A 19,790-nucleotide genomic window follows, 5' to 3' on the forward strand; every position below is an offset into this window, starting at 1 on the left:
TTAAAACTCGCAGTACTCCCCGATTAAATTTTTTATGTCCTGCATTTGATTGTCAGTAGCAGTAATGGTGCGGGCACATTCTGTAAGCTTTTGTGTGATAAGTGCATATTGTTCATTACTGCCTAAATCTTTTTTATAGCGGAGCTGGTGTTCCAGACTTGCCCAGAAATCCATACCAATCGTACGAATTTGGATTTCTGCACGAATAGGAGTTTTTCCTTCTGCAAAGAAAACAGGGATTTCGATAATCATGTGATAACTGCGGTAGCCGTTTGGCTTTGGATTTTGGATATAATCTTTAATGCGAATAATTGTAATATCATCCTGTTCTGCCAGTAGGTGGGCAACTGCGTAAATATCATCAATAAAAGAGCAGATAACGCGAATTCCGGCAACATCATTTAGTTGTTCACGAATATTTTGTTCTGTAAACTCATATCCAAGACGCTGAAGTTTATTATAAATACTCAGTGGCGTCTTAATACGGCTTTTAATAGAAGAAATAGGATTTCTTTTATATTTTACGGAAAACTCGTCATCAAGCACTTCGAGTTTGGTGCTGACTTCACGAATTGCACAGCGATACATCATCATCAATGAATTATAGTAATCAGTATTTTTAATAAAACGTTCTGGAAATAAAATATCAAATTCTTCGGAAGCGTCTTCTCTTATGCTGTTTTTAATTGTGTCTTTAGGCATAAAATCACCTCTTTCGTAAATTACATGTCATGTTACAAAGAAAGTATATCGGAAAAACAGTAAAACGTCAATAAAAGTGAAAATAAAGTAGAAATTTCAAAAAAGGTATAGTATAATTAAAAGATACGAAAATTTAGTGTATATAAGAAAGGTTTGGAAAATGTTTGGATATGTAACGATTGATAAGCCTGAATTGAAGGTGAAAGAGTTTTATCGGTACAAGTCCTATTATTGCGGATTGTGCCGCACCTTGAAAGAAGAATACGGATTTCGTGGACGAATGACACTTTCCTATGATATGGCATTTTTAGTGCTGTTTTTAACTGCTTTGTATGAAGTTCCTACAAAGGAATTGCAATCTCATTGTCCATTGCATCCTGTGAAGAAAATTCCTATGCTGCAAAATGAAATATCAGAATATGGTGCAAAAATGAATATTTTGCTCGTATATTTTAAATGTGAAGATGATTGGAAGGACGATAAAAGCCTGAAAGGAATTACAGGAATGCGCCTTTTCAGAAGGAAAGCGCAGGAGATTTGCAGACAGTATAAAAGACAGGCTCATGCCATTCAAAAACAACTTAAAGTTTTGGCTTCCTATGAAGAAAAACAGGAGGAAAATCTTGATTTGGCAGCGGGAGCTTTTGGAAAGCTTATGGCAGAACTTTTTGTATACAAAGAGGATATGTGGGAAAGCGAGCTTCGCAATTTTGGATTTTATCTGGGAAAATTTATTTATATCATGGATGCTTATGATGATTTGGAGGAGGACTTAAAAACAGGTTCTTATAATCCTTTAAAAGCAGTAAAAAATAATTGTAAAGATGAAGAAAATTATGAAAATACAGTGCGGCAGATATTAGTAATGATGATGGCAGAAGCTACAGGAGCTTTTGAAAAGCTGCCCATGCTTTGGGACTCTGAGATTTTAAGAAATATTTTATACAGTGGAGTCTGGGCAAAGTATAATAAAAAACAAAAAGAAAGACAGGAGAAACAAGAGAGAGATGGTAAATAATCCTTATGAAGTGTTAGGCGTATCACCAAACGCCTCAAATGATGAGATTAAACGAGCATATCGTGATATGAGCAGAAAATATCACCCGGATTCTTATGTAGATAATCCGTTATCTGATTTGGCAGAAGAAAAGTTTAAAGAAGTACAGGAAGCTTATGACCAGATTATGAAAGAGAGAGACGGAGGGTACCAAAGCGGATATGGTGGTTATCAGAACCAGCAGTCCACATACAATCACAATGCGGCAAGTCAGGATGATATGCAGTATCAGGCTGCTTATAATTATATCAACGGCCGTCAGTATCAGCAGGCATTAAACGTATTATCCAGAATACAAAACAGAAATGCACAGTGGTATTATCTCAGCGCTTGTGCAAATATGGGTATGGGAAACAATGTAAATGCTCTGAATATGGCACGTCAGGCACAGAGTATGGATCCGGGAAATCCGGAATACAGTAACCTTGTAAACAGACTGCAGTGGAACAGCAACCGCTATCAAGGTGGAGGCTATCCTTATGCAAATGGAGGCGGCAGTACCTGCGGTACAGGAAATACTTGTTGTGACCTCTGGTGTGCAGACAGTCTTTGTGAATGCATGGGAGGCGATTTGTGTTCATGCATGTAAATGCGAAAAAAATGGCAGTATCAGGCCTTTTAATGGCTCTGGCTGTTTTGTTCATTGTTTTAAGTGGGATTTTAGATTTTAATACATTATTTTTCTTAGCAGCAGCAGCATTCTTTGTGGGGATTATTATACGTGAATTCGGATTGCGCTATGGAGCAGCTTATTTTATAGGTTGTCTGGTACTGGGGGCTTTATTGGCACCACAGAAATTGTATTGTATTACTTATGCAATGATGGGAATTTATGTCCTGGGAATTGAATTTTTATGGTATTATCTGGGGAAACATCCTCAGTGGGCAAAAAGAAAGCTGATTTTCCAGATTGGAAAATTTGTGATTTTTAATATTATGTATTTGCCTGTACTCTTTTTGTTTCCAAAACTTCTCTTTGCAGGAGAGATACCGGATACCATGCTTTTGGTACTGGTAATTGTTGGACAGATTGCTTTGTTTATTTATGATAAGGCTTATGAATATTTTTTAATTCGTATGTGGGGACAGGTACGAACAAGAATTTTTGGAAAATAACAGTGAAAAAGGAAGAATGTAAATGACAATACTTGAGATAATTGCAGGACCTGCTATTGGAGCTGTTATTGGTTATTGTACCAATTATATTGCAGTTAAAATGCTGTTTCGTCCTTTGAAACCAGTGAAAATTGGAAACAAGACACTGCCCTTTACACCGGGAATTATTCCCAAAGGACAGGGAAGGATGGCAAAAGCTTTAGGGCAGGCAGTAGGAGAGCATCTTCTTACAAAAGAGGATTTTGAGAAAATGCTTCTTTCAGATGATATTAAAAATGCAGTGGTAGATGCAGTGTCACAGAAAGCAGAAAAATTAAGAGTTGCAGATATTCCTCTGGAAGAATTTCTGTCACAATATACGGGACAGGAAGAGTATGATCTTATGCGGGATAAGCTGGAAGATTATATTACAGAAAAGATTACAGAAGGTGTTGAAAAACTGGATATTGGTGCGATTATTGTAGAAGAAGGAACAAAGGAAGTGAAAGAAAGATTTAAAGGCGGTATGCTTGCAATGTTCCTGAATGATGATTTAATCCAATCAGTAGCAGCTCCTATTGGAAAGAAAGTAGACGAATATATAAAAGAAAACGGGGAAGAAAAAATAAGACCGGCAGTAGTTGCTCAGATGGCTGCAGCAGAGAGTAAAACAGTAGCTCAATGGGCAGAGGTTATCCCTGTAAGTGACAAGAAGATCTGTCAGATTGTAGAAAATGTTTATGTGAAATTTGTAAATGAAAAAGCAGAAGAGCTGGCAGAAAAATTCCATGTTGCAGAGATTGTAGAAGAAAAAATTAATGCAATGGACGTTTTGGAACTGGAAAATCTGTTGCTTGGGATTATGAAAAAAGAACTCAATGCAGTGGTTAGCTTGGGAGCAGTGATAGGCTTTATATTGGGACTTCTTAATATATGGATTTAAAAATGTTGTAGGAAAAGGTATTCAAAATATTTTATATTTTTGCATACTTTCCTACAACATTTTTTTGTCTCATAGGAAAGTATGTCCTAGGAAATCAAAAATGCTTTGCAAAGATTGGTTTTTATATGAAAGGACACGGAATATTTTGTATAAAATACAAAAAATAAGTCAATGCCAGCATATCTGCACTTCCTCCCGGACTAATGTTTTTGGAAACAAAAAAAGCGTCCAGTTCTGGCAGTATGGAAAGCTGTTCTTTATAAGTGGCACAGCTCAAAAACTTTTTTAAATTCTTTTGAACTTTGCAGGCAAAGTTATAATCAGAACGTGTAATTAGGTTGGTGTCCTCCGTGTAGGCGATGTAGTGTAAAAGCGTAATAAGTCCTGCTTGCCACAGAGAAAATCCTTTTTCTAAAGCAGACTTGAAAATAGGAATTCCCATGGTAAAAAGATGTGGAAAACCGTTTTGGGCTTCTCCGCGAATTCCTGTAATTTTATATTGCAGATAGAGTTTTTCGCCATTTGTTTTAGCTGTATTTAAGGTCAACTGATGATAATCATCTAAAAGTTCAGGGAGCATGTGACAACATATTTCTGAAAGAGAAGACAGAAAATCTTCAGAAGAAAAATCCATGTTTTTATTTGAAATATGATATCCTATAGCACCACATAAAATTCCGCCGGAGAAAATAATTCCCTTGTGGGTATTTACGCCTTTTGTTGCAAAGAACATAGTTTTTTCTGCCTGTTTTCCCAAATCTCTTAACCTTTGGAAAAGGAGAGGAAGTTTTTCTTTTGAATAGTTAAAGGATAGCCCTTCCTTTGTACATTGGCAGAAGAAATCAGTGAGACTGTAAGCGCTGTTTATGAAAGTAGACAGGTTCATATCTTGATGAGAACCTGTGTGAAGCCGGTCTACTAATCCTGGTTTTAAAGAAGTATTTACTTCATAGAAAAGCGCTTTCTGCATTAATAATCCTACGTGATTAGAAAGCCGAAAAACGAAAAAGTTTTCCATGATTTCAATTTCTTTTGTAAGGAGTTCTTTTGCACTGTGTGTTCTGGAACGTCCGCATAGAAAAGCAGCTTTGTCACATAGCAGGCAAGTCCTTTCTGGAAATCCCAGTTCCTGACGAGATAGTTTACTCCCATCTGTACGCAGTACATCGAAGTCAAAAATTCGTCCTAAAGGGTGCTGTTCTTCTTGAATTAATAAGTAAGTTTTAATATCTTCAGGAGGGAGATTTAAAGAGAAAAAAGCTTCCCATCCTGTATCATTTTTTGTTTCCTGCTGTTCTAAAATAATGCCGTCTAGAAGAGAAATTCCTCTTAAAATAATGGAAATTCCTACTTCATAAGCCTGCTTTGTGTAAGGAAAAACTTTCACAGGACCGGGGATATTTAATGTAAAACTTAAAAGGCAGGCAGGTGTTTTTTGCAGCATTTCGTGCTGTGTTTTTACGCGGTTTTCTCTGGCATCCAGTATTTCTGTCATAGAAACACAATTGCCTGAAGTCCATAATTCCTGTTTCATAATATTGCTCCTGTAGTGAGAAGGTGATTTCGAAGTTCATTACCTGCAGGTGAAATAAGAAAAGCATAAGTGGTTTCAGGCACAAAATCTTTTAACAGAGAAAAATCTCCTTCCAGAAATTTTTGACGAACAAAGGTAGCGCTGATAATCGTATTATTTTTTTGGCATCGTGGAATTTCGGTTACTTTTATGTCAAAAGCAGGCAGAATTTTTTTCATTTGTTCATTATAAGCTCGCGTAATGGTGGAAAAGGGTTCCTCTCCTACAAAGCGCTGTGTAATATGAAAAGCTTTTTTGAAATAAGTGCCAAAAATCTGTAAATCTAAAACCGCAGCTTTTTCTGTAGCTGTGGCTTTTTCTTTTAAAAAGTAATCCGGAAAGGTTGCGTGGGAAATAAGATAATCAGAGCTTCCATGCACAAACACATTTGGCAAATGGGCACAGCCTTGTTTTACCAGTTCCAGACGTACACCTGAAGGAAACTCAGAGGAGTCTGTGGACAACACGAAAACATGGAGAATGTGGCAGGCTTTTGCGGCGGTTTCTACCAGATATTTATGGCCGTTAGTAAAAGGGTTGGCATTCATTATAATAGAACCAACAGGTTTTCCGGTATATTCTTTAAATGGCGCAGCTTCTTTTTCCAAGTACTGTGAGATACCATCCTTTCGATTTTCCATAAGGAGCATATCGCCAGTTTCTGTGATAGTATAAAATCCCATATCAGAAAACATTTGTTTATATACAGGTTTTGTAAATAAAAACAGATGGGAAATCCCCTGTTCAAAAGCATTTTTAATTAGCTGTGTAATGATAATCTGTAAACAGCCCTCGCCTTGAAAATCAGGGTTTATTGCAATGCATTTTAATGTGTTTTCATGGCGTGAGCCACAGCCTGCAAGCTTTCCTGAGGCTGTTTTAAGAAATACAGAATATTGGATTTGGGAGTCATAAGTTAAATCAAATCCCTTTAAAAAGTCTTTCATTTGTTCTAATTTTCGTGAACGGAAGGGAAAACCTTCTTCTAAATAAAATTGTTCCGTTGACATAACAATCTCCTTTCTGAGATTTTCTATGTTTTATTTTAACATGAAATTTCAAAAGTGGACAGCTCATTGACGGAGAAAATAATTTTTGCTAGTATGAAAATAAAAAAGAATAGGGGAAAAGGTATGAGCAATAAAATAATAGTGAAAAAAGCAGAAAATTTTATTACTTCCAAATGGTCAGGGGGAAGTACAACCGAACTTTATATTTATCCTTCGGAAGCCGTATATAAAGAGGGAAATTTTCAATGTCGTATCAGCAGTGCAACGGTAGAAGTAGATAAATCAGAGTTTACTTCATTGCCGGGAGTAAAACGCTATCTCAGCATTTTTTCAGGAGAATTGAAAATGATACATGGAGAAGAGATTGAAGTAGATTTAAATCCTTATGAAGTAGATTGCTTTGATGGGGGTATTCCTACGGTAAGTTATGGAAAAGTAGTTGATTTTAATCTGATGCTGAAAAATGGTGCAGATGGAGAAATGCAGGCAAAAGAGATGCAGGAAGGAGAAAAACTGATTTTGGAGCCTACAGAGGGGGAAAATCTTTTGGCGGTTTATGTTAAATCAGGCTGTATTCAGATAAAAGAACGGATTGTAGGGGAAGGAGAACTTTTTATCTGTGAGGATTGGAGAGAAGAACTGGAAATAAAAAATGTAAATACAGAAAAAGCAGGGATTGGAATTTGCAAAGTTAAATTATAAAATGAAACATATAACAAAAGTTGCACAAAAACGTCAGTAAAACTGGCGTTTTTTTAGTTGAAATGCAAGAAAAAGCTGGCGTGATGGAAAGTTTTGATGATATAATTGGAAAAAATGTAACCTTTTGAATGTGTAGAAGGTAATAAATATATAGGAGAATTTATGTGGGGAAAAGAAAAAATTAATCCAGAAGAAGCGCTATATCAATATTCGGATATGGTATATAGACTGGCGCTTCTGCAAATGAAGAATAAAAGTGATGCAGAGGATATTTTTCAAGAAGTGTTTTTAAGGCTGGTTCAGCATCAGGATAAGATTTCAGATGAAGAACATTTAAAAGCGTGGCTTATTCGTGTGACTCTTAATTGCTGCAAAAAACAGTTTGACAGTGCATGGAGAAGAAAAATGGTTTCTATGGAAGAGCAAAAGGAGACAGGGTACGAAGCAGAATATGAAGAAAACGTGGTTTATAAGGAGGTACAGAATTTGCCGGAAAAATACAGGACAGTTATACATTTGTTTTATTTTGAAGAATATTCTGTAAAAGAAATTGGGGAGATAACAGGTCAAAAGGAGTCAGCAGTAAAAACGCAGTTATCCAGAGCGCGTGGGATTTTGAAAGAAAAATTGAAAGGAGAGTTTGGGTATGAACCGGGAATATAAGCGGATTGTAGAGCAACAGAAAGCACCGGAAGAATTAATTGAAAAAACAAGAAAAAAGATGAAGCAGCTACAGAGAAAAAAGAAGATGAAAAGATATACAGTTGTTCTGGCATCAGCAGCTTGTCTGGGAATTGTATGTATTGCCGGAATTCAGATGGCAAATAGGAGCTCTGCAGGTATTTATGAAAAATTAGAAGCAGAAGAGATAAAGGAAGAAGAATTTGAAACGGGGCTTTTACTGGGAAAAGGATTTTTGAAAGAAGAAAAAAATTATGAAAGTGCATTTCACGTAATGAAATATAAAAATATAGAAGAAGTACCTGAGAAAGTGTGGAGATTAAAAGAACAGGAAATCAGGGGCAAACAAATACGTTTCGGGTATTATGAAAAGGAAGGAACATACTGTGCATTATGTAAGACAGATAATGTTTATGTGTATATAACAGGTGAAAATGTTACGGAGAAAGAAATGAAAAAATTTTTAGAAAAAAATTTGTAAAAGGGTGTAACCTTTTGCTTTTGTGAAAGGTATTCATAGTAAGAAAGCAAAGGAGGTGCATAAAACATGAAACGAAAAAAAACGCTGGCATTTATTTGTGCCGCAACGATGACAATTGCATTTGTTTCAGGATGTACGGGACCGGAACCATTGAAAAAGGCAGCGGATAAGGGGAAACTGGAAATGGTATCGAATAAACAACTGGCAACGGATATTCAGGAAAAATATCAGGACAAAGAAAAGTATGAATACGAAAAGCCAATTAGAGATGTTGCCAGAGATGAAAGCCTTTTTGTAGATGTGGATTTTGATATTAAGGCATCGGGTTATGAAAATTATACAGATATCGCAGCAGTTTATCAGGATCCGGAACTGACACAAAGGGTAGGAACGCATTTTGACTGGAATGCAGAAGACAGGATTATGGAAATTACACCTCCGCGCTGGAGTGTTGCGGGGTTGGGCTCAAGCGAAGACCTTATACAAAATCAGAAGGATTTGCTTTATGGATATGATAAGGTTTCTACAATTTTATTCGATAAAGATGAATTAAAAGACTGGGGAAATCTGCAGCAGTATTACATGGCAAGGTTTGTTGATGAAACGACCGGAGAAAAACTGGAAAAACCGGTGATTACGCCATTTACAGTAAAGCATGAAATAGAACGGACACCAAATTTAAAATTTGAAGTAAACGAAAATGGTGAGGCGGAATTTTCGTGGAATAAGATTGAAGGGGCAAAAGCCTATTATCTGGTTGAATATGCTTATGCACCGGAGAAAGGATATGATATGGTAGGGCTTATAAAAGGCGCTACGGATGAAACCTCATGGAGTCCTGACAGTCATGTGATGTTTCACACTTTCTCTGTTTCAGAGGCAGATAGAAACCAAGATTGGGTAATCGAAAAATACGGGGAGGGAACAGGTCCGGTAATAACAGAAAATGATATGAGAGAATATCGTTATGCAGTGGTAGCGGTAAATGAAAATGGTAATTCGGCTATTAGTAATTCCTTTAGTAAACATCAGATTGCGAAAATGACTGCCAGCCATGAAGAAGGGAAGAAAAGTATTGAAGAAGAGGGTTCCAGATATGCAGAAAGTTTTGAAAAACTGCCTTCTTACCGATGGGTGACCATGTGTGACGGACGCCTTGTACAAAAGCTTATTCAATATGATATTGAGAATGCACAGGAGAAGAAAGAAACCTGGGGAGAATATGAAAATCCTGATATGTCCGATCTACATAATGTAGAGGTAGAAATTGTAAAAAAGAAACAGTAAAAGAAGATTTAAAGGCATTGCAGGAACGACAGGATGCTTTGGCAAACAGAGGTGGAAGAACAGATGCTGAACTGGTAGTAAAAGAAGAAAAAGATACGAAAAAAGAAGAGTCTTCTGAGACAAATGTGTATAGTTCCGAGTATGAGGTTACTGCAAACAGTGCATTAAGCGCATACTTGGGAGCCAATATGATGGCAGGGAATGAAAAAATTGATTTATCTGCATTTAATGAAGCAATGGATGGGAATAATCTGGTAGATGCATGGCAGGAAGCAACATATCAAAACCCTTTGGCGCTTGGCGTGAAAAGTGCTTCAGTTTCAGGAAAATATATGCTTATAGAGTATGAACAAAGTAAAGAGGAAATGCTCCGCAAGCAGGAAGAAATTATGAAAGCGGTAAAGGATATTGTGGCAGAGGTTATTACAGAGGATATGACAGAGCTGGAAAAAGAAATCGCATTAAATGATTATTTGTGCGAACATGCAGAATATGATAGGGGTGCGTTGGAAAATGCGGAAAAAAATGATTTCAAAAATGTGGATAAAGAATTTCAGGACTCTTTTACCCCTTATGGAGTACTTGTAAATCAGGTGGGGGTTTGTGCAAGTTATGCCGGGGCATATAAGTTATTAGCGGAAGAAGCAGGACTGGATTGCATTGTAGTGACAGGATATCTGGATGGTTCTTTACCTTATGCATGGAATAAGGTGAAAGTAGACGGCGAGTGGTTAATTGTAGATACAACAAACAATGATAATCCATATTTATTTAATGCCTTGCTGAACTTGCCGAACAATGAAGCTGATAAAGTTCTGGTAGAAGATGAAAATTATCTTATGGATGCAGCAATTCCTGAATATGAGGCGGTGCAGTCAGAGAAAGAATATTATCGCATATCACAAAAATACTATGGAAAAGACCAGATTGTAGCAGCTTTGTCAACCGGTTTGACACAGGACGGAGCATCAACGCTTAGAACGGAATATTCTTTAAATGATGAACAATTTGCCGCGATTGCACAGCAGGCAGCGGAAAATTCGGGAAGCGAATTAAAAGGAACCTATTGGATGGGTGTTATTTATCTTACCAAATAAAAAGAAAAGAGGATAAACGTATGAGAAAGAATAAAGTATATCAGATGGCTATTTTAACAACTTTAGGAACAGGATGTATTTTGGCGGCAGGATGTGGAGAAAAAGCTACTTCTAAAAGTGTTTTGACAAAATGTTATGAAAATGTACAGAAGGTGAAATCAGCAGAGGGAAGTTCGGAAATCAGTATAGATATGACACAGGGAGAAAGCAAGATGGCGATAAATGTACTGATGGATACCAAGATGATAAGTGACAGCAAGGAAATGAGTGCGGAAGGTGAGATGAAGATAAGCGCATTGGGAAGCGAAAGCACTATGGAATTTGATATGTATCAGGTAAAAGAAGAAGACCAATATGTACAATATATGGAAATGATGGAACAGTGTATGAAAGAAAGTGTTGATACGGAGGCTGTTCAGCAGACCATTCCGGTAGAGAGCTTCGGGATGATGAAAGAGCTGTATGAAAGCTTTGAGTTAAGTGATAAAACTATAAAAGTAGACGATAAAGAGTGTTACGAAATTAAAGGTGAACTAAAGGGCAGCGATTTTGTGGAAGCAGTAGATGAGAAAATGCTGGAAACCATGGGATTAAACGGAATGTTTGATAAAGAGGTATTAAAAGAGATGGAATTTCCGTGCAAAATTGCAGTTGATAAAAAAGAAATGATGCCGGCATCTATTCGCCTTGAGATGAAGGATGCTATGGAAGAAATGGGATTATCTGCTTTACAGATAGAGATTGAAGAATGTTACATGGAACAGAAATTTGAGAAATTTAATACGGTGGATAAAATCGAAGTTCCCAAGGAATTGAAAGAAAAAGCGCAAGACAGTAGCTTAGGAAGCGGTCTTGACAGCTTTGGCGGAGTGGAAGAAGAAAATGAAGCAGGGGCAGCAATTCCGGAAGCGCAGATGAGTCCTGATTTAGCTGCAAACTGGGACAGTTATATGGTACAGATAAATGATACGGTTCTTACACTTCCATGTGATTACAGCCAGCTGCAGGCATTGGGACTTACGCTGGAACAGGAGGGTATTACAAATACGGTATTGAAACCGGAGCAGGTTACGGTTGTTTTTGCATATGATGCGTACGGAAATCAGATTATGCTGGATTTAATTAATCGTACAGGGGAAGACCTTCCGTTAGAACAGTGTATGGTAGGAGGAATTGACGCATCAGATACGTTTCTTGAAGGCGGACTTACAGTCATGCTTCCAGGTGGAATAAAAGTAGGCTCTACAAAGGAAGAACTCTTAAATGCTTACGGAGATGCAGCAGGTGTAGAAACAGTGTCTGATACAGAGGTTTATATGTGGGAGGACAGCAGCAGTTTTTACAAAAATTGTGATGTGTCTGTGGAGACAGCAACCGGAAAGGTTGAAGGTATCTCTATAAGAAATTATGATAAATAAAAAGCTAAAGAACTCTCATAGCGTCTGCTGTGAGAACTCTTTAGTGCATTTTTACTTTACCATGCCAGAATAAAAGGGATAAATTCGTTAAAATATCTAAAAAAAATCTAAAACGTCAAGGAAAAGAGGGAATAATAGACGTTTTTTAGACTGTAACAGTGCTACAATCGTAAAAAAAGCAAAGGAGAGATGCGAAATGAACAATGCAGAGATCGGAAATGCAATGGTAATTAAATTAGATGCGGTATTACCGGAGTATCCAACATTTAAAGAAGGTGTCAGAAGAGCTCCAAAAAGAGAACTGACATTAAATAAAAGAGAAATCAAATTGGCAGTAGCCAATGCCTTGAGATATGTACCAGAAGAACTGCATGAACAGTTGGCACCGGAATTCCTGGATGAATTATTAACACGCGGACGTATCTACGGATATCGTTTTATGCCAAAAGAAAGAATTTATGGAAAACCAATCGATGAGTATAAAGGAGAATGTGTAGAAGGTAAAGCTTTTCAGGTTATGATTGACAATAACTTGGATCATGAAGTTGCTCTTTATCCTTATGAATTGGTTACATACGGTGAAACCGGACAGGTTTGCCAGAACTGGATGCAGTATCAGTTGATTAAGAAATATCTTGAAAAACTGACACATCATCACACATTAGTTATGATGAGCGGACACCCAATGGGACTTTTCAAATCTCATGAAACAAGCCCAAGAGTTATTGTGACAAATGGTCTTATGGTTGGTATGTTTGATAATCCGGAAGATTGGGCAAAAGCAACAGCTATGGGATGCTCTTCCTACGGGCAGATGACAGCCGGAGGCTGGATGTACATCGGACCACAGGGTATCGTACACGGTACATTTAATACAATTCTTAATGCAGGACGTAAATTCTTAGGAGTTCCGCAGGACGGAGATTTAGCAGGACACTTATTCGTGACAAGTGGTCTTGGCGGTATGAGCGGTGCTCAACCAAAAGCTATTGAAATCGCAGGCGGCGTAGGTATTGTAGCAGAAGTGGATTACTCCAGAATTAAAACAAGACATGATCAGGGTTGGGTAAGTCTTGTAATTGAAGATGCTGCGGAAGCATTTAAGGTTGCTCAGGAATATATGGACAAGAAAGAAACAATTTCCATTGCATTCCACGGAAATATTGTTGACCTTCTTCAGTATGCTGTTGACAATAACATTAAGATTGAATTGTTATCTGACCAGACATCCTGTCACGTTCCTTATGACGGCGGTTACTGTCCACAGGGACTTACTTTCGAAGAAAGAACAGAGATGCTTGCTAATGACAAAGAAAAATTCTGTGAATTAGTAGATCAGTCCTTAATCAAACATTATCACTTAATTAAGACTTTAGTAGAAAGAGGAGCATACTTCTTCGACTATGGTAACGCATTTATGAAAGCTGTATTTGATGCAGGTGCAAAAGATATTGCTAAGAACGGAGAAGATACAAGCGAAGGATTTATCTTCCCATCTTATGTAGAAGATATTTTAGGACCAGAATTATTCGATTACGGATATGGACCATTCAGATGGTGCTGTCTGTCCGGAAAACCGGAAGATTTAAGAAAAACAGACCATGCTGCTATGGAAATTATTGATCCAAACAGAAGAAGTCAGGATAGAGATAACTATATCTGGATTCGTGACGCAGAAAAGAATAAATTGGTTGTTGGTACACAGTGCCGTATTCTTTATCAGGATGCTCTTGGCAGACGTGATATCGCACTTAAATTTAATGAAATGGTAAGAAACGGTGAAATCGGACCTGTTATGCTTGGCCGTGATCATCATGACACAGGCGGAACTGACTCACCATACAGAGAAACATCTAATATTTACGATGGCTCTAACATTACAGCAGATATGGCTGTACACTGCTATGCAGGTAATGCTGCAAGAGGAATGAGCCTTGTAGCTCTTCATAATGGTGGTGGCGTTGGTATCAGCAAATCTATCAATGGTGGATTTGGTATGGTTCTTGATGGAAGCGAAAGAGTAGATGAAATCCTTATGGCTGCAATTCCATGGGATACTATGATTGGTGTTTCCAGAAGAAGCTGGGGAAGATGCGAACATTCTATTGAAACAGTAGCAGAATATAACAAAATCAGAAATGGTGAAGACTATATCACAATGCCTTATCTGGCAAGCGATGAGCTGATTGAAAGAGTGTGCAAAGATGTTGTAGTAGAAGAACATCATCATGCACATCACTAAAAGTTTATCTTGAATTTTCAGGGACGGGCACCGGAATATCGGTGCCTGAACCCCTATTAAGCAGTCGCAAGGAGATAGAACATGAAAAAAAGATATATACGTCACGCATCTGAATTAGTAACCTGTAAGGGTAATGCACCAAAGCACGGAAAAGAAATGTCCGATATCGGGATTATTAAAGATGGTGCAGTGCTTATCCATGACGATAAAATCGTTGCAGTAGGGACTACAAAGGAACTGGATGAACAGATTAATATCGAAGAATATGAGGTGATTGATGCCTCAGGAAAAACGGTCATGCCGGGTTTTGTTGACTCTCATACACATTTTATTTTCGGTGGATACAGAGCAGATGAATTTTCATGGAGATTAAAAGGTGACAGTTACATGTCCATTATGGAAAGAGGCGGCGGAATTAATGCAACGGTTGTTCCTACGCGAGAAGCTACGGAGGAAGAACTGGTCGAAGCAGGGCGAGAAAGATTAAACCGCATGCTGGAATTTGGTGTAACCACCGTAGAGGGTAAAAGTGGATATGGTATGGACTGCGAAACAGAGTTGAAACAGCTTCGTGCCATGAAAAAACTGGATGAAACCCATGCAGTAGATATTGTAAGAACTTTTTTAGGACCTCACAGTGTCCTTCCAGAATGGAAAGGTAAAGAGAGAGAATTTTTGGAAGAACAGCTTCAGGTTGTTATGCCGAAAGTAAAAGAAGAAAATCTTGCAGAATTTGCTGATATTTTTACAGAAAAAAATGTATTTAATATAGAAGACTCCGAGTATTATCTCACAAAGGCAAAAGAAATGGGATTTAAATTGAAAATCCATGCAGATGAGATTTATCAGTTAGGCGGAGCAGAGCTTGCATCAAGAGTAGGCGCTGTATCAGCAGACCATCTTTTGAAAGCATCTGATGAAGGCATTCATCAGATGAGAGATGCGGGAGTTATCAGTACACTGCTTCCGGCAACAGCATTTTGCTTAAAAGAAGAATATGCGCCGGGCAGAAAAATGATTGATGAAGGATGCGCAGTGGCAATTGCCTCTGATTTAAATCCCGGAAGCTGCTTTACCAATTCAATTCCGTTATTGGTAGCGCTTGGCTGCATTTATATGAATATGTCCATTGAAGAAGTGATTACAGCACTGACAATTAATGGCGCAGCAGCAGTGGATAGAGCTGATATAGTGGGAAGTTTGGAAGCGGGGAAACAGGCGGATATTATTTTCCTCAAATTCCCGTCTATTCATTTTATGCCATATCATACAGGCATAAACTTAGTAGAAACTGTTATCAAAAAGGGTGAAACGGTATACCACAAAGATTGGAAATAAGAAAAGGAGAATGAAACCATGGAGAGAATTATTGAATGCGTACCTAATTTCAGCGAAGGTAGAGACAAAGACAAAATTGAACAGATTGTAGGTTGTTTTCGTAATGTAGAAGGTGTAAAGCTTCTTGATTACAGTTCTGACGAAGATCACAACAGAAGTGTTGTAACAGTAATCGGTGAGCCTGAACCATTAAAAGATGCTATGGTTGCAGCAATTGGAAAAGCAGTTGAATTAATTGATATGACAAAACATCAGGGACAGCATCCTCGTATGGGTTGTGTAGACGTTGTTCCGTTTATTCCAATTCGTGGTGTGACAGTAGAAGATGCAGATGCTTTAGCAAAAGCAGTTGCAAAAGAAGCTTCTGAAAAATTCGGACAGCCATTCTTCCTGTATGAAAAATCTGCAACAGCTCCTCACAGAGAAAACCTTGCAAAAATTCGTCAGGGACAGTTTGAAGGTATGGCAGAAAAGATGAAAGACCAGGAAAAATGGAAACCGGATTTCGGTCCAAATACAATTCATCCAACAGGTGGAGTTACAGCAATTGGTGCGAGAATGCCGCTTATTGCATATAATATCAACTTAGATACACCAAACCTGGAAATTGCTCAGAAAATTGCAGATAAGATCCGTCACGTAAAAGGCGGTTTCCGTTATTGCAAAGCTATGGGTGTTATGCTGGAAGACAGAAACATTGCACAGGTATCCATGAACTTAACAGATTATACAAAAACATCTGTTTATACTGTATTTGAAACAGTACGTATGGAAGCAAGACGTTATGGTGTAAATGTATTAGGCAGCGAAGTAGTAGGTTTAATTCCTCTTCAGGCTATCGTTGACTGTGCAGAATACTATCTTGGATTTGAAGGATTTGATCCAAAACAGGTTCTTGAAACAAGATTATAATTTATAAAAAAATATAAGAGGTATATGCCATGAAACAGATGACAATTGAACAATTCGCCATGCAGACAGCCTCTAATGAACCAGTACCAGGGGGCGGAAGTATTTCCGCCCTCGCTGGCGCTTTAGCAGCGGCTTTAACAGAAATGGTGGCAGGACTTACAATCGGAAAAAAGAAATATGTAGAAGTAGAAGAAGAAATGAAAGAAGCAGTTGAGCCAATGCATAAGATTTGCGAACAGCTTCTGGACGATATTAAAAGAGACAGTGAGTCTTTTGACTTATATATGCAGGCTTTAACACTTCCAAAAGAAACAGAGGAAGAAAAGGCGGTTCGTACAGCAGCAATGCAGAATGGATTAAAAGCAGCAGTTGCAGTACCTTTATCTGTAGCAAAGGCAGCTTATGAAGTGCTTCCTTTTGCAGAAACTATGGTGGTAAAGGGTAATAAAACAGCAGTTACAGATGCTCTGGTAGCAACTATGATGGCAAGAACAGCAGTTTTAGGTGCTTTGTTCAATGTGAAGATTAATCTGGAATCCATTAAAGATGAAGAATTCGTAAAAGAAACTTCAAAAGAAGTGGAAGTGCTGGAGAAAAAGGCGATTGCTTTTGAACAGAAAATTCTGGCCGAAGCACAAGTTTCCAAAAGTGTTGTAGAGTAAGGTGATGAAAGGAGAAAACCTGTGAAAATTTTAAAAAATGCAGTAGCAGGAACTCTGGAATCCAGTGATTTGTTTATTCAGATAGAGCCGGACGAAAAGGAATTAACTTTGGAGATTGACTCCGTTGTTGCAAATCAGTATATGGATGCCATTCGGGCTGCTGTTCTGGATACTCTGAAAGAATTTGACGTATCCACAGGAAAGATATTTATTAAAGATAAAGGTGCATTGGACTGCGTTATTCGTGCGCGTATGGAAACAGCACTGAAAAGAGGGGGAGTTGAATAGGTATGAGACGAACAATGTTGTTTTTACCGGGTAACACTCCAAATATGCTGATCAATGGTGACACATTAGGGGCAGATACCATTATTTTTGATTTAGAAGATGCTGTATCTCCTGATGAAAAAGATGCTGCCAGAATTCTGGTGAGAAATGCATTGAAATATCAGTCTTTTCCAAACTGTGAAGTAGTAGTAAGAATTAACCCTACAGATACAGAATTTTGGAAAGAAGACTTAAAAGCGATTATTCCTTTAAAACCGGATGTGATTATGCCAACGAAAGTAAGTGGCGGAGATATGATTTGCCAGGTGGCAGAATTCATGACAGAAGTAGAAAAGGAAAATGGGATGGAAGAAGGAACTGTTAAAATTCTTCCTTTGATTGAAACTGCTCTTGGAGTGGAGAAATCTTTTGAAATTGCCAGTGCAGACAAAAGAGTGATTGGACTCTTCTTAGGAGGAGAGGACTTTACAGCTGATATGCACTGTAAGCGTACGAAAGAAGGAAAAGAAATTTTCTATGCCAGAACTCGGTTAGTATGTGCAGCCAGAGCCTGTGGAATTGAGGCTTATGATACTCCGTTTACGGATGTAGAGGATATGGAAGGGCTGGAAAAAGATACAGAATTTGCCAAGAGTTTGGGATTTGCGGGAAAGGCAGTTATTTCTCCAAGACATGTAGACATTGTAAATGCAGTATTTTCTCCTACAGAAAGTGAAATAGAATATGCCCATGATGTAATGGATGCTATTGAAAATGGTAAACGTCAGGGTAAAGGCGTAATTTCCCTTAGAGGAAAAATGATTGATGCACCGATTGTAAAACGTGCCCAGCAGGTACTGGAAATGGAAAAGGCGATTTATGGAGGTGCATGCAGATGAGTAAATTGATTTCTTCCGTAAGGGAAGCCATTGAAAAAACAGGATTAAAAGACGGCATGACAATTTCCTTTCATCATCATATGAGAAACGGAGATTTTGTTCTGAATATGGTTCTGGAACAGGCGGCTGAAATGGGGATTAAAGATTTAACTGTAAATGCCAGCTCCATTTTTGATATTCATGAACCAATTATTGAACATATTAAAAACGGTGTAGTAACCGGTCTTGAATGTAACTATATGGGCGGAAAAGTAGGAAAAGCTATTTCCCAGGGCATATTGGAAAAACCGGTGATTTTCAGAAGTCATGGGGGAAGAGCCGGAGATATGGAAAATGGTTCTTCCAAAATTGATATTGCTTTTCTGGCTGCTCCATGTGCAGATAATATGGGAAACTGCAGTGGAAAATACGGCCCTTCGGCATGTGGTTCCTTGGGATATGCTTTTTCCGATGCAATGCATGCAGATAAAGTAGTTGTTCTTACTGATAATCTGGTTCCTTATCCATTGAAGGATACTTCCATTAGTGAGGGTTATGTGGACTATGTAGTAGAAGTTCCGCAGATTGGGGATCCTGCTAAAATTGTATCAGGAACAACAAAGATTACCCGTGATCCGGTAGGACTTCGAATTGCAGGACTGGCAGCGCAGGTAGTGAAACATTCAGGCTATTTAAAGGATGGATTTTCTTTCCAGACAGGTGCAGGCGGTGCATCTTTAGCAGTAGCTAAATATGTGGAAGAAATGATGGAAAAAGAAAATATAAAAGGCAGCTTTTGTATGGGCGGTATTACCGGATATATGGTAGAGATGGCAAATAAAGGATATTTTGACACTATTTTAGATGTGCAGTGTTTTGATTTAAAAGCCATTGAGTCTATTCGGGAAAACCCAAAACATCAGGAGATTTCTGCTATGCGATATGCATCACCAGCGGCGAAAAGTGCAGCAGTAGATAGCCTTGATGTAGTTATCTTGGGAGCAACACAGGTAGATGTAAACTTTAATGTCAATGTACATACAGATTCAAATGGATTTATTATGGGTGGTTCCGGTGGACACTGCGATACAGCCGCAGGCTCTAAACTGGCAATTATTGTAGCACCTTTAATTCGTGCAAGACTTCCTCTTATTGTGGATGAAGTGCTTTGTAAATCCACACCGGGGGAAACGGTAGATGTGATTGTGACACAAAGAGGAATTGCAGTAAATCCAAAACAGAAGGAATTGAAAGAGAAATTGTTAAAAGCCGGACTTCCGGTTAAGGACATTGAAGAACTAAAACAGATAGCAGAGGACATTGCAGGTGTTCCTAATAAAATAAAAACAGGGGACAAGGTTGTAGCAAAAGTGCTCTATCGTGATGGAACTTTGCTTGATACTATTAAAAATGTACTGTAAAAGTATAAAATAAAGCCATTTAAT

At 38.1% G+C, this 19,790-nt stretch carries 20 protein-coding genes; 17 read left to right on the forward strand and 3 right to left on the reverse strand.

Going from position 1 to position 19,790, the window contains the following annotated elements; genetic code table 11:
* Positions 1-702, reverse strand: coding sequence for a GTP pyrophosphokinase (locus BQ7352_RS08630; protein ID WP_072448788.1), 702 nt, complete (start codon positions 700-702; stop codon positions 1-3).
* 160 nt (positions 703-862) lie between these two features.
* Between BQ7352_RS08630 and BQ7352_RS08635 the strand changes: the two genes are divergently transcribed.
* The 4 genes from BQ7352_RS08635 to BQ7352_RS08650 are packed head-to-tail and all read left to right on the forward strand — an operon-like array spanning position 863 to position 3,797.
* The gene (locus tag BQ7352_RS08635) at positions 863-1,720 is read left to right on the forward strand and encodes a DUF5685 family protein (RefSeq protein WP_072448790.1); all 858 of its coding nucleotides are present in this window, start codon (positions 863-865) and stop codon (positions 1,718-1,720) included.
* Complete coding sequence (locus BQ7352_RS08640) at positions 1,710-2,348, forward strand: J domain-containing protein (protein WP_072448792.1); 639 nt, start codon at positions 1,710-1,712, stop codon at positions 2,346-2,348. Before BQ7352_RS08635 ends, BQ7352_RS08640 begins: the two co-directional genes overlap by 11 nt.
* Positions 2,339-2,875, forward strand: a complete 537-nt coding sequence (locus BQ7352_RS08645) for a hypothetical protein (protein ID WP_072448794.1) — start codon at positions 2,339-2,341, stop codon at positions 2,873-2,875. Before BQ7352_RS08640 ends, BQ7352_RS08645 begins: the two co-directional genes overlap by 10 nt.
* Before the next feature lie 22 nt (positions 2,876-2,897).
* Positions 2,898-3,797 carry a DUF445 domain-containing protein gene (locus BQ7352_RS08650; protein ID WP_072448796.1) on the forward strand — a complete coding sequence of 300 codons (900 nt, stop codon included), beginning with the start codon at positions 2,898-2,900 and terminating at the stop codon, positions 3,795-3,797.
* A gap of 121 nt (positions 3,798-3,918) precedes the next feature.
* On the opposite strand, the gene citG is transcribed toward BQ7352_RS08650, so the two are convergent.
* Together citG and citC are read right to left on the reverse strand one after the other, a co-directional pair.
* A complete protein-coding gene (gene citG, locus BQ7352_RS08655) occupies positions 3,919-5,331 on the reverse strand; it encodes a triphosphoribosyl-dephospho-CoA synthase CitG (protein ID WP_072448798.1) in 1,413 nt (470 codons plus the stop codon).
* Entirely contained in the window at positions 5,328-6,380 is a 1,053-nt protein-coding gene (gene citC / locus BQ7352_RS08660) for a [citrate (pro-3S)-lyase] ligase (protein ID WP_072448800.1), read from the reverse strand. Before citC ends, citG begins: the two co-directional genes overlap by 4 nt.
* Before the next feature lie 123 nt (positions 6,381-6,503).
* Here citC and BQ7352_RS08665 point away from each other — a divergent pair, with 123 nt between their 5' ends.
* The 13 genes from BQ7352_RS08665 (at position 6,504) to citF (ending at position 19,766) form a co-directional block, all read left to right on the forward strand.
* A complete protein-coding gene (locus BQ7352_RS08665; RefSeq protein ID WP_072448802.1) occupies positions 6,504-7,082 on the forward strand; it encodes a HutD family protein in 579 nt (192 codons plus the stop codon).
* Positions 7,083-7,244: 162 nt separating this feature from the next.
* Positions 7,245-7,745: an RNA polymerase sigma factor gene (locus tag BQ7352_RS08670; protein WP_072448804.1), complete on the forward strand. Its 501-nt coding sequence runs from the start codon at positions 7,245-7,247 to the stop codon at positions 7,743-7,745.
* Positions 7,729-8,244, forward strand: a complete 516-nt coding sequence (locus BQ7352_RS08675; RefSeq protein WP_072448806.1) for a hypothetical protein — start codon at positions 7,729-7,731, stop codon at positions 8,242-8,244. Before BQ7352_RS08670 ends, BQ7352_RS08675 begins: the two co-directional genes overlap by 17 nt.
* A 66-nt stretch (positions 8,245-8,310) precedes the next feature.
* Positions 8,311-9,531, forward strand: coding sequence for a hypothetical protein (locus BQ7352_RS14835; RefSeq protein WP_242948566.1), 1,221 nt, complete (start codon positions 8,311-8,313; stop codon positions 9,529-9,531).
* Between the two features lie 17 nt (positions 9,532-9,548).
* The gene (locus tag BQ7352_RS14840) at positions 9,549-10,628 is read left to right on the forward strand and encodes a transglutaminase domain-containing protein (protein WP_242948567.1); all 1,080 of its coding nucleotides are present in this window, start codon (positions 9,549-9,551) and stop codon (positions 10,626-10,628) included.
* 20 nt (positions 10,629-10,648) lie between these two features.
* Positions 10,649-12,046 carry a DUF6612 family protein gene (locus tag BQ7352_RS08685; RefSeq protein WP_072448807.1) on the forward strand — a complete coding sequence of 466 codons (1,398 nt, stop codon included), beginning with the start codon at positions 10,649-10,651 and terminating at the stop codon, positions 12,044-12,046.
* Positions 12,047-12,242: 196 nt separating this feature from the next.
* Complete coding sequence (locus BQ7352_RS08690; protein WP_072448808.1) at positions 12,243-14,288, forward strand: urocanate hydratase; 2,046 nt, start codon at positions 12,243-12,245, stop codon at positions 14,286-14,288.
* 81 nt (positions 14,289-14,369) lie between these two features.
* Positions 14,370-15,626 carry an imidazolonepropionase gene (gene hutI / locus BQ7352_RS08695; RefSeq protein WP_072448809.1) on the forward strand — a complete coding sequence of 419 codons (1,257 nt, stop codon included), beginning with the start codon at positions 14,370-14,372 and terminating at the stop codon, positions 15,624-15,626.
* Between the two features lie 18 nt (positions 15,627-15,644).
* A complete protein-coding gene (ftcD, locus tag BQ7352_RS08700) occupies positions 15,645-16,538 on the forward strand; it encodes a glutamate formimidoyltransferase (protein ID WP_072448810.1) in 894 nt (297 codons plus the stop codon).
* A 29-nt stretch (positions 16,539-16,567) separates the two neighbouring features.
* The gene (locus tag BQ7352_RS08705) at positions 16,568-17,200 is read left to right on the forward strand and encodes a cyclodeaminase/cyclohydrolase family protein (RefSeq protein ID WP_072448811.1); all 633 of its coding nucleotides are present in this window, start codon (positions 16,568-16,570) and stop codon (positions 17,198-17,200) included.
* A 21-nt stretch (positions 17,201-17,221) separates the two neighbouring features.
* Positions 17,222-17,488, forward strand: a complete 267-nt coding sequence (citD, locus tag BQ7352_RS08710; protein ID WP_072448812.1) for a citrate lyase acyl carrier protein — start codon at positions 17,222-17,224, stop codon at positions 17,486-17,488.
* 2 nt (positions 17,489-17,490) lie between these two features.
* Complete coding sequence (locus BQ7352_RS08715; protein ID WP_072448813.1) at positions 17,491-18,366, forward strand: HpcH/HpaI aldolase/citrate lyase family protein; 876 nt, start codon at positions 17,491-17,493, stop codon at positions 18,364-18,366.
* Complete coding sequence (citF, locus tag BQ7352_RS08720) at positions 18,363-19,766, forward strand: citrate lyase subunit alpha (RefSeq protein ID WP_072448814.1); 1,404 nt, start codon at positions 18,363-18,365, stop codon at positions 19,764-19,766. Before BQ7352_RS08715 ends, citF begins: the two co-directional genes overlap by 4 nt.
* The last annotated feature ends 24 nt before the right edge of the window (positions 19,767-19,790 follow it).

Origin of the sequence: Blautia sp. Marseille-P3201T (genome assembly GCF_900120295.1) — a bacterium.
Lineage (GTDB): Bacteria > Bacillota > Clostridia > Lachnospirales > Lachnospiraceae > Blautia.

What these genes read in the sequence shown, in the direction of transcription:
- BQ7352_RS08630 (WP_072448788.1), bottom strand. Translation starts at nt 702, where the DNA reads ATGCCTAAAGACACAATTAAAAACAGCATAAGAGAAGACGCTTCCGAA.
- BQ7352_RS08635 (WP_072448790.1), top strand. Translation starts at nt 863, where the DNA reads ATGTTTGGATATGTAACGATTGATAAGCCTGAATTGAAGGTGAAAGAG.
- BQ7352_RS08640 (WP_072448792.1), top strand. Translation starts at nt 1,710, where the DNA reads ATGGTAAATAATCCTTATGAAGTGTTAGGCGTATCACCAAACGCCTCA.
- BQ7352_RS08645 (WP_072448794.1), top strand. Translation starts at nt 2,339, where the DNA reads ATGCATGTAAATGCGAAAAAAATGGCAGTATCAGGCCTTTTAATGGCT.
- BQ7352_RS08650 (WP_072448796.1), top strand. Translation starts at nt 2,898, where the DNA reads ATGACAATACTTGAGATAATTGCAGGACCTGCTATTGGAGCTGTTATT.
- citG (WP_072448798.1), bottom strand. Translation starts at nt 5,331, where the DNA reads ATGAAACAGGAATTATGGACTTCAGGCAATTGTGTTTCTATGACAGAA.
- citC (WP_072448800.1), bottom strand. Translation starts at nt 6,380, where the DNA reads ATGTCAACGGAACAATTTTATTTAGAAGAAGGTTTTCCCTTCCGTTCA.
- BQ7352_RS08665 (WP_072448802.1), top strand. Translation starts at nt 6,504, where the DNA reads ATGAGCAATAAAATAATAGTGAAAAAAGCAGAAAATTTTATTACTTCC.
- BQ7352_RS08670 (WP_072448804.1), top strand. Translation starts at nt 7,245, where the DNA reads ATGTGGGGAAAAGAAAAAATTAATCCAGAAGAAGCGCTATATCAATAT.
- BQ7352_RS08675 (WP_072448806.1), top strand. Translation starts at nt 7,729, where the DNA reads ATGAACCGGGAATATAAGCGGATTGTAGAGCAACAGAAAGCACCGGAA.
- BQ7352_RS14835 (WP_242948566.1), top strand. Translation starts at nt 8,311, where the DNA reads ATGAAACGAAAAAAAACGCTGGCATTTATTTGTGCCGCAACGATGACA.
- BQ7352_RS08685 (WP_072448807.1), top strand. Translation starts at nt 10,649, where the DNA reads ATGAGAAAGAATAAAGTATATCAGATGGCTATTTTAACAACTTTAGGA.
- BQ7352_RS08690 (WP_072448808.1), top strand. Translation starts at nt 12,243, where the DNA reads ATGAACAATGCAGAGATCGGAAATGCAATGGTAATTAAATTAGATGCG.
- hutI (WP_072448809.1), top strand. Translation starts at nt 14,370, where the DNA reads ATGAAAAAAAGATATATACGTCACGCATCTGAATTAGTAACCTGTAAG.
- ftcD (WP_072448810.1), top strand. Translation starts at nt 15,645, where the DNA reads ATGGAGAGAATTATTGAATGCGTACCTAATTTCAGCGAAGGTAGAGAC.
- BQ7352_RS08705 (WP_072448811.1), top strand. Translation starts at nt 16,568, where the DNA reads ATGAAACAGATGACAATTGAACAATTCGCCATGCAGACAGCCTCTAAT.
- BQ7352_RS08715 (WP_072448813.1), top strand. Translation starts at nt 17,491, where the DNA reads ATGAGACGAACAATGTTGTTTTTACCGGGTAACACTCCAAATATGCTG.
- citF (WP_072448814.1), top strand. Translation starts at nt 18,363, where the DNA reads ATGAGTAAATTGATTTCTTCCGTAAGGGAAGCCATTGAAAAAACAGGA.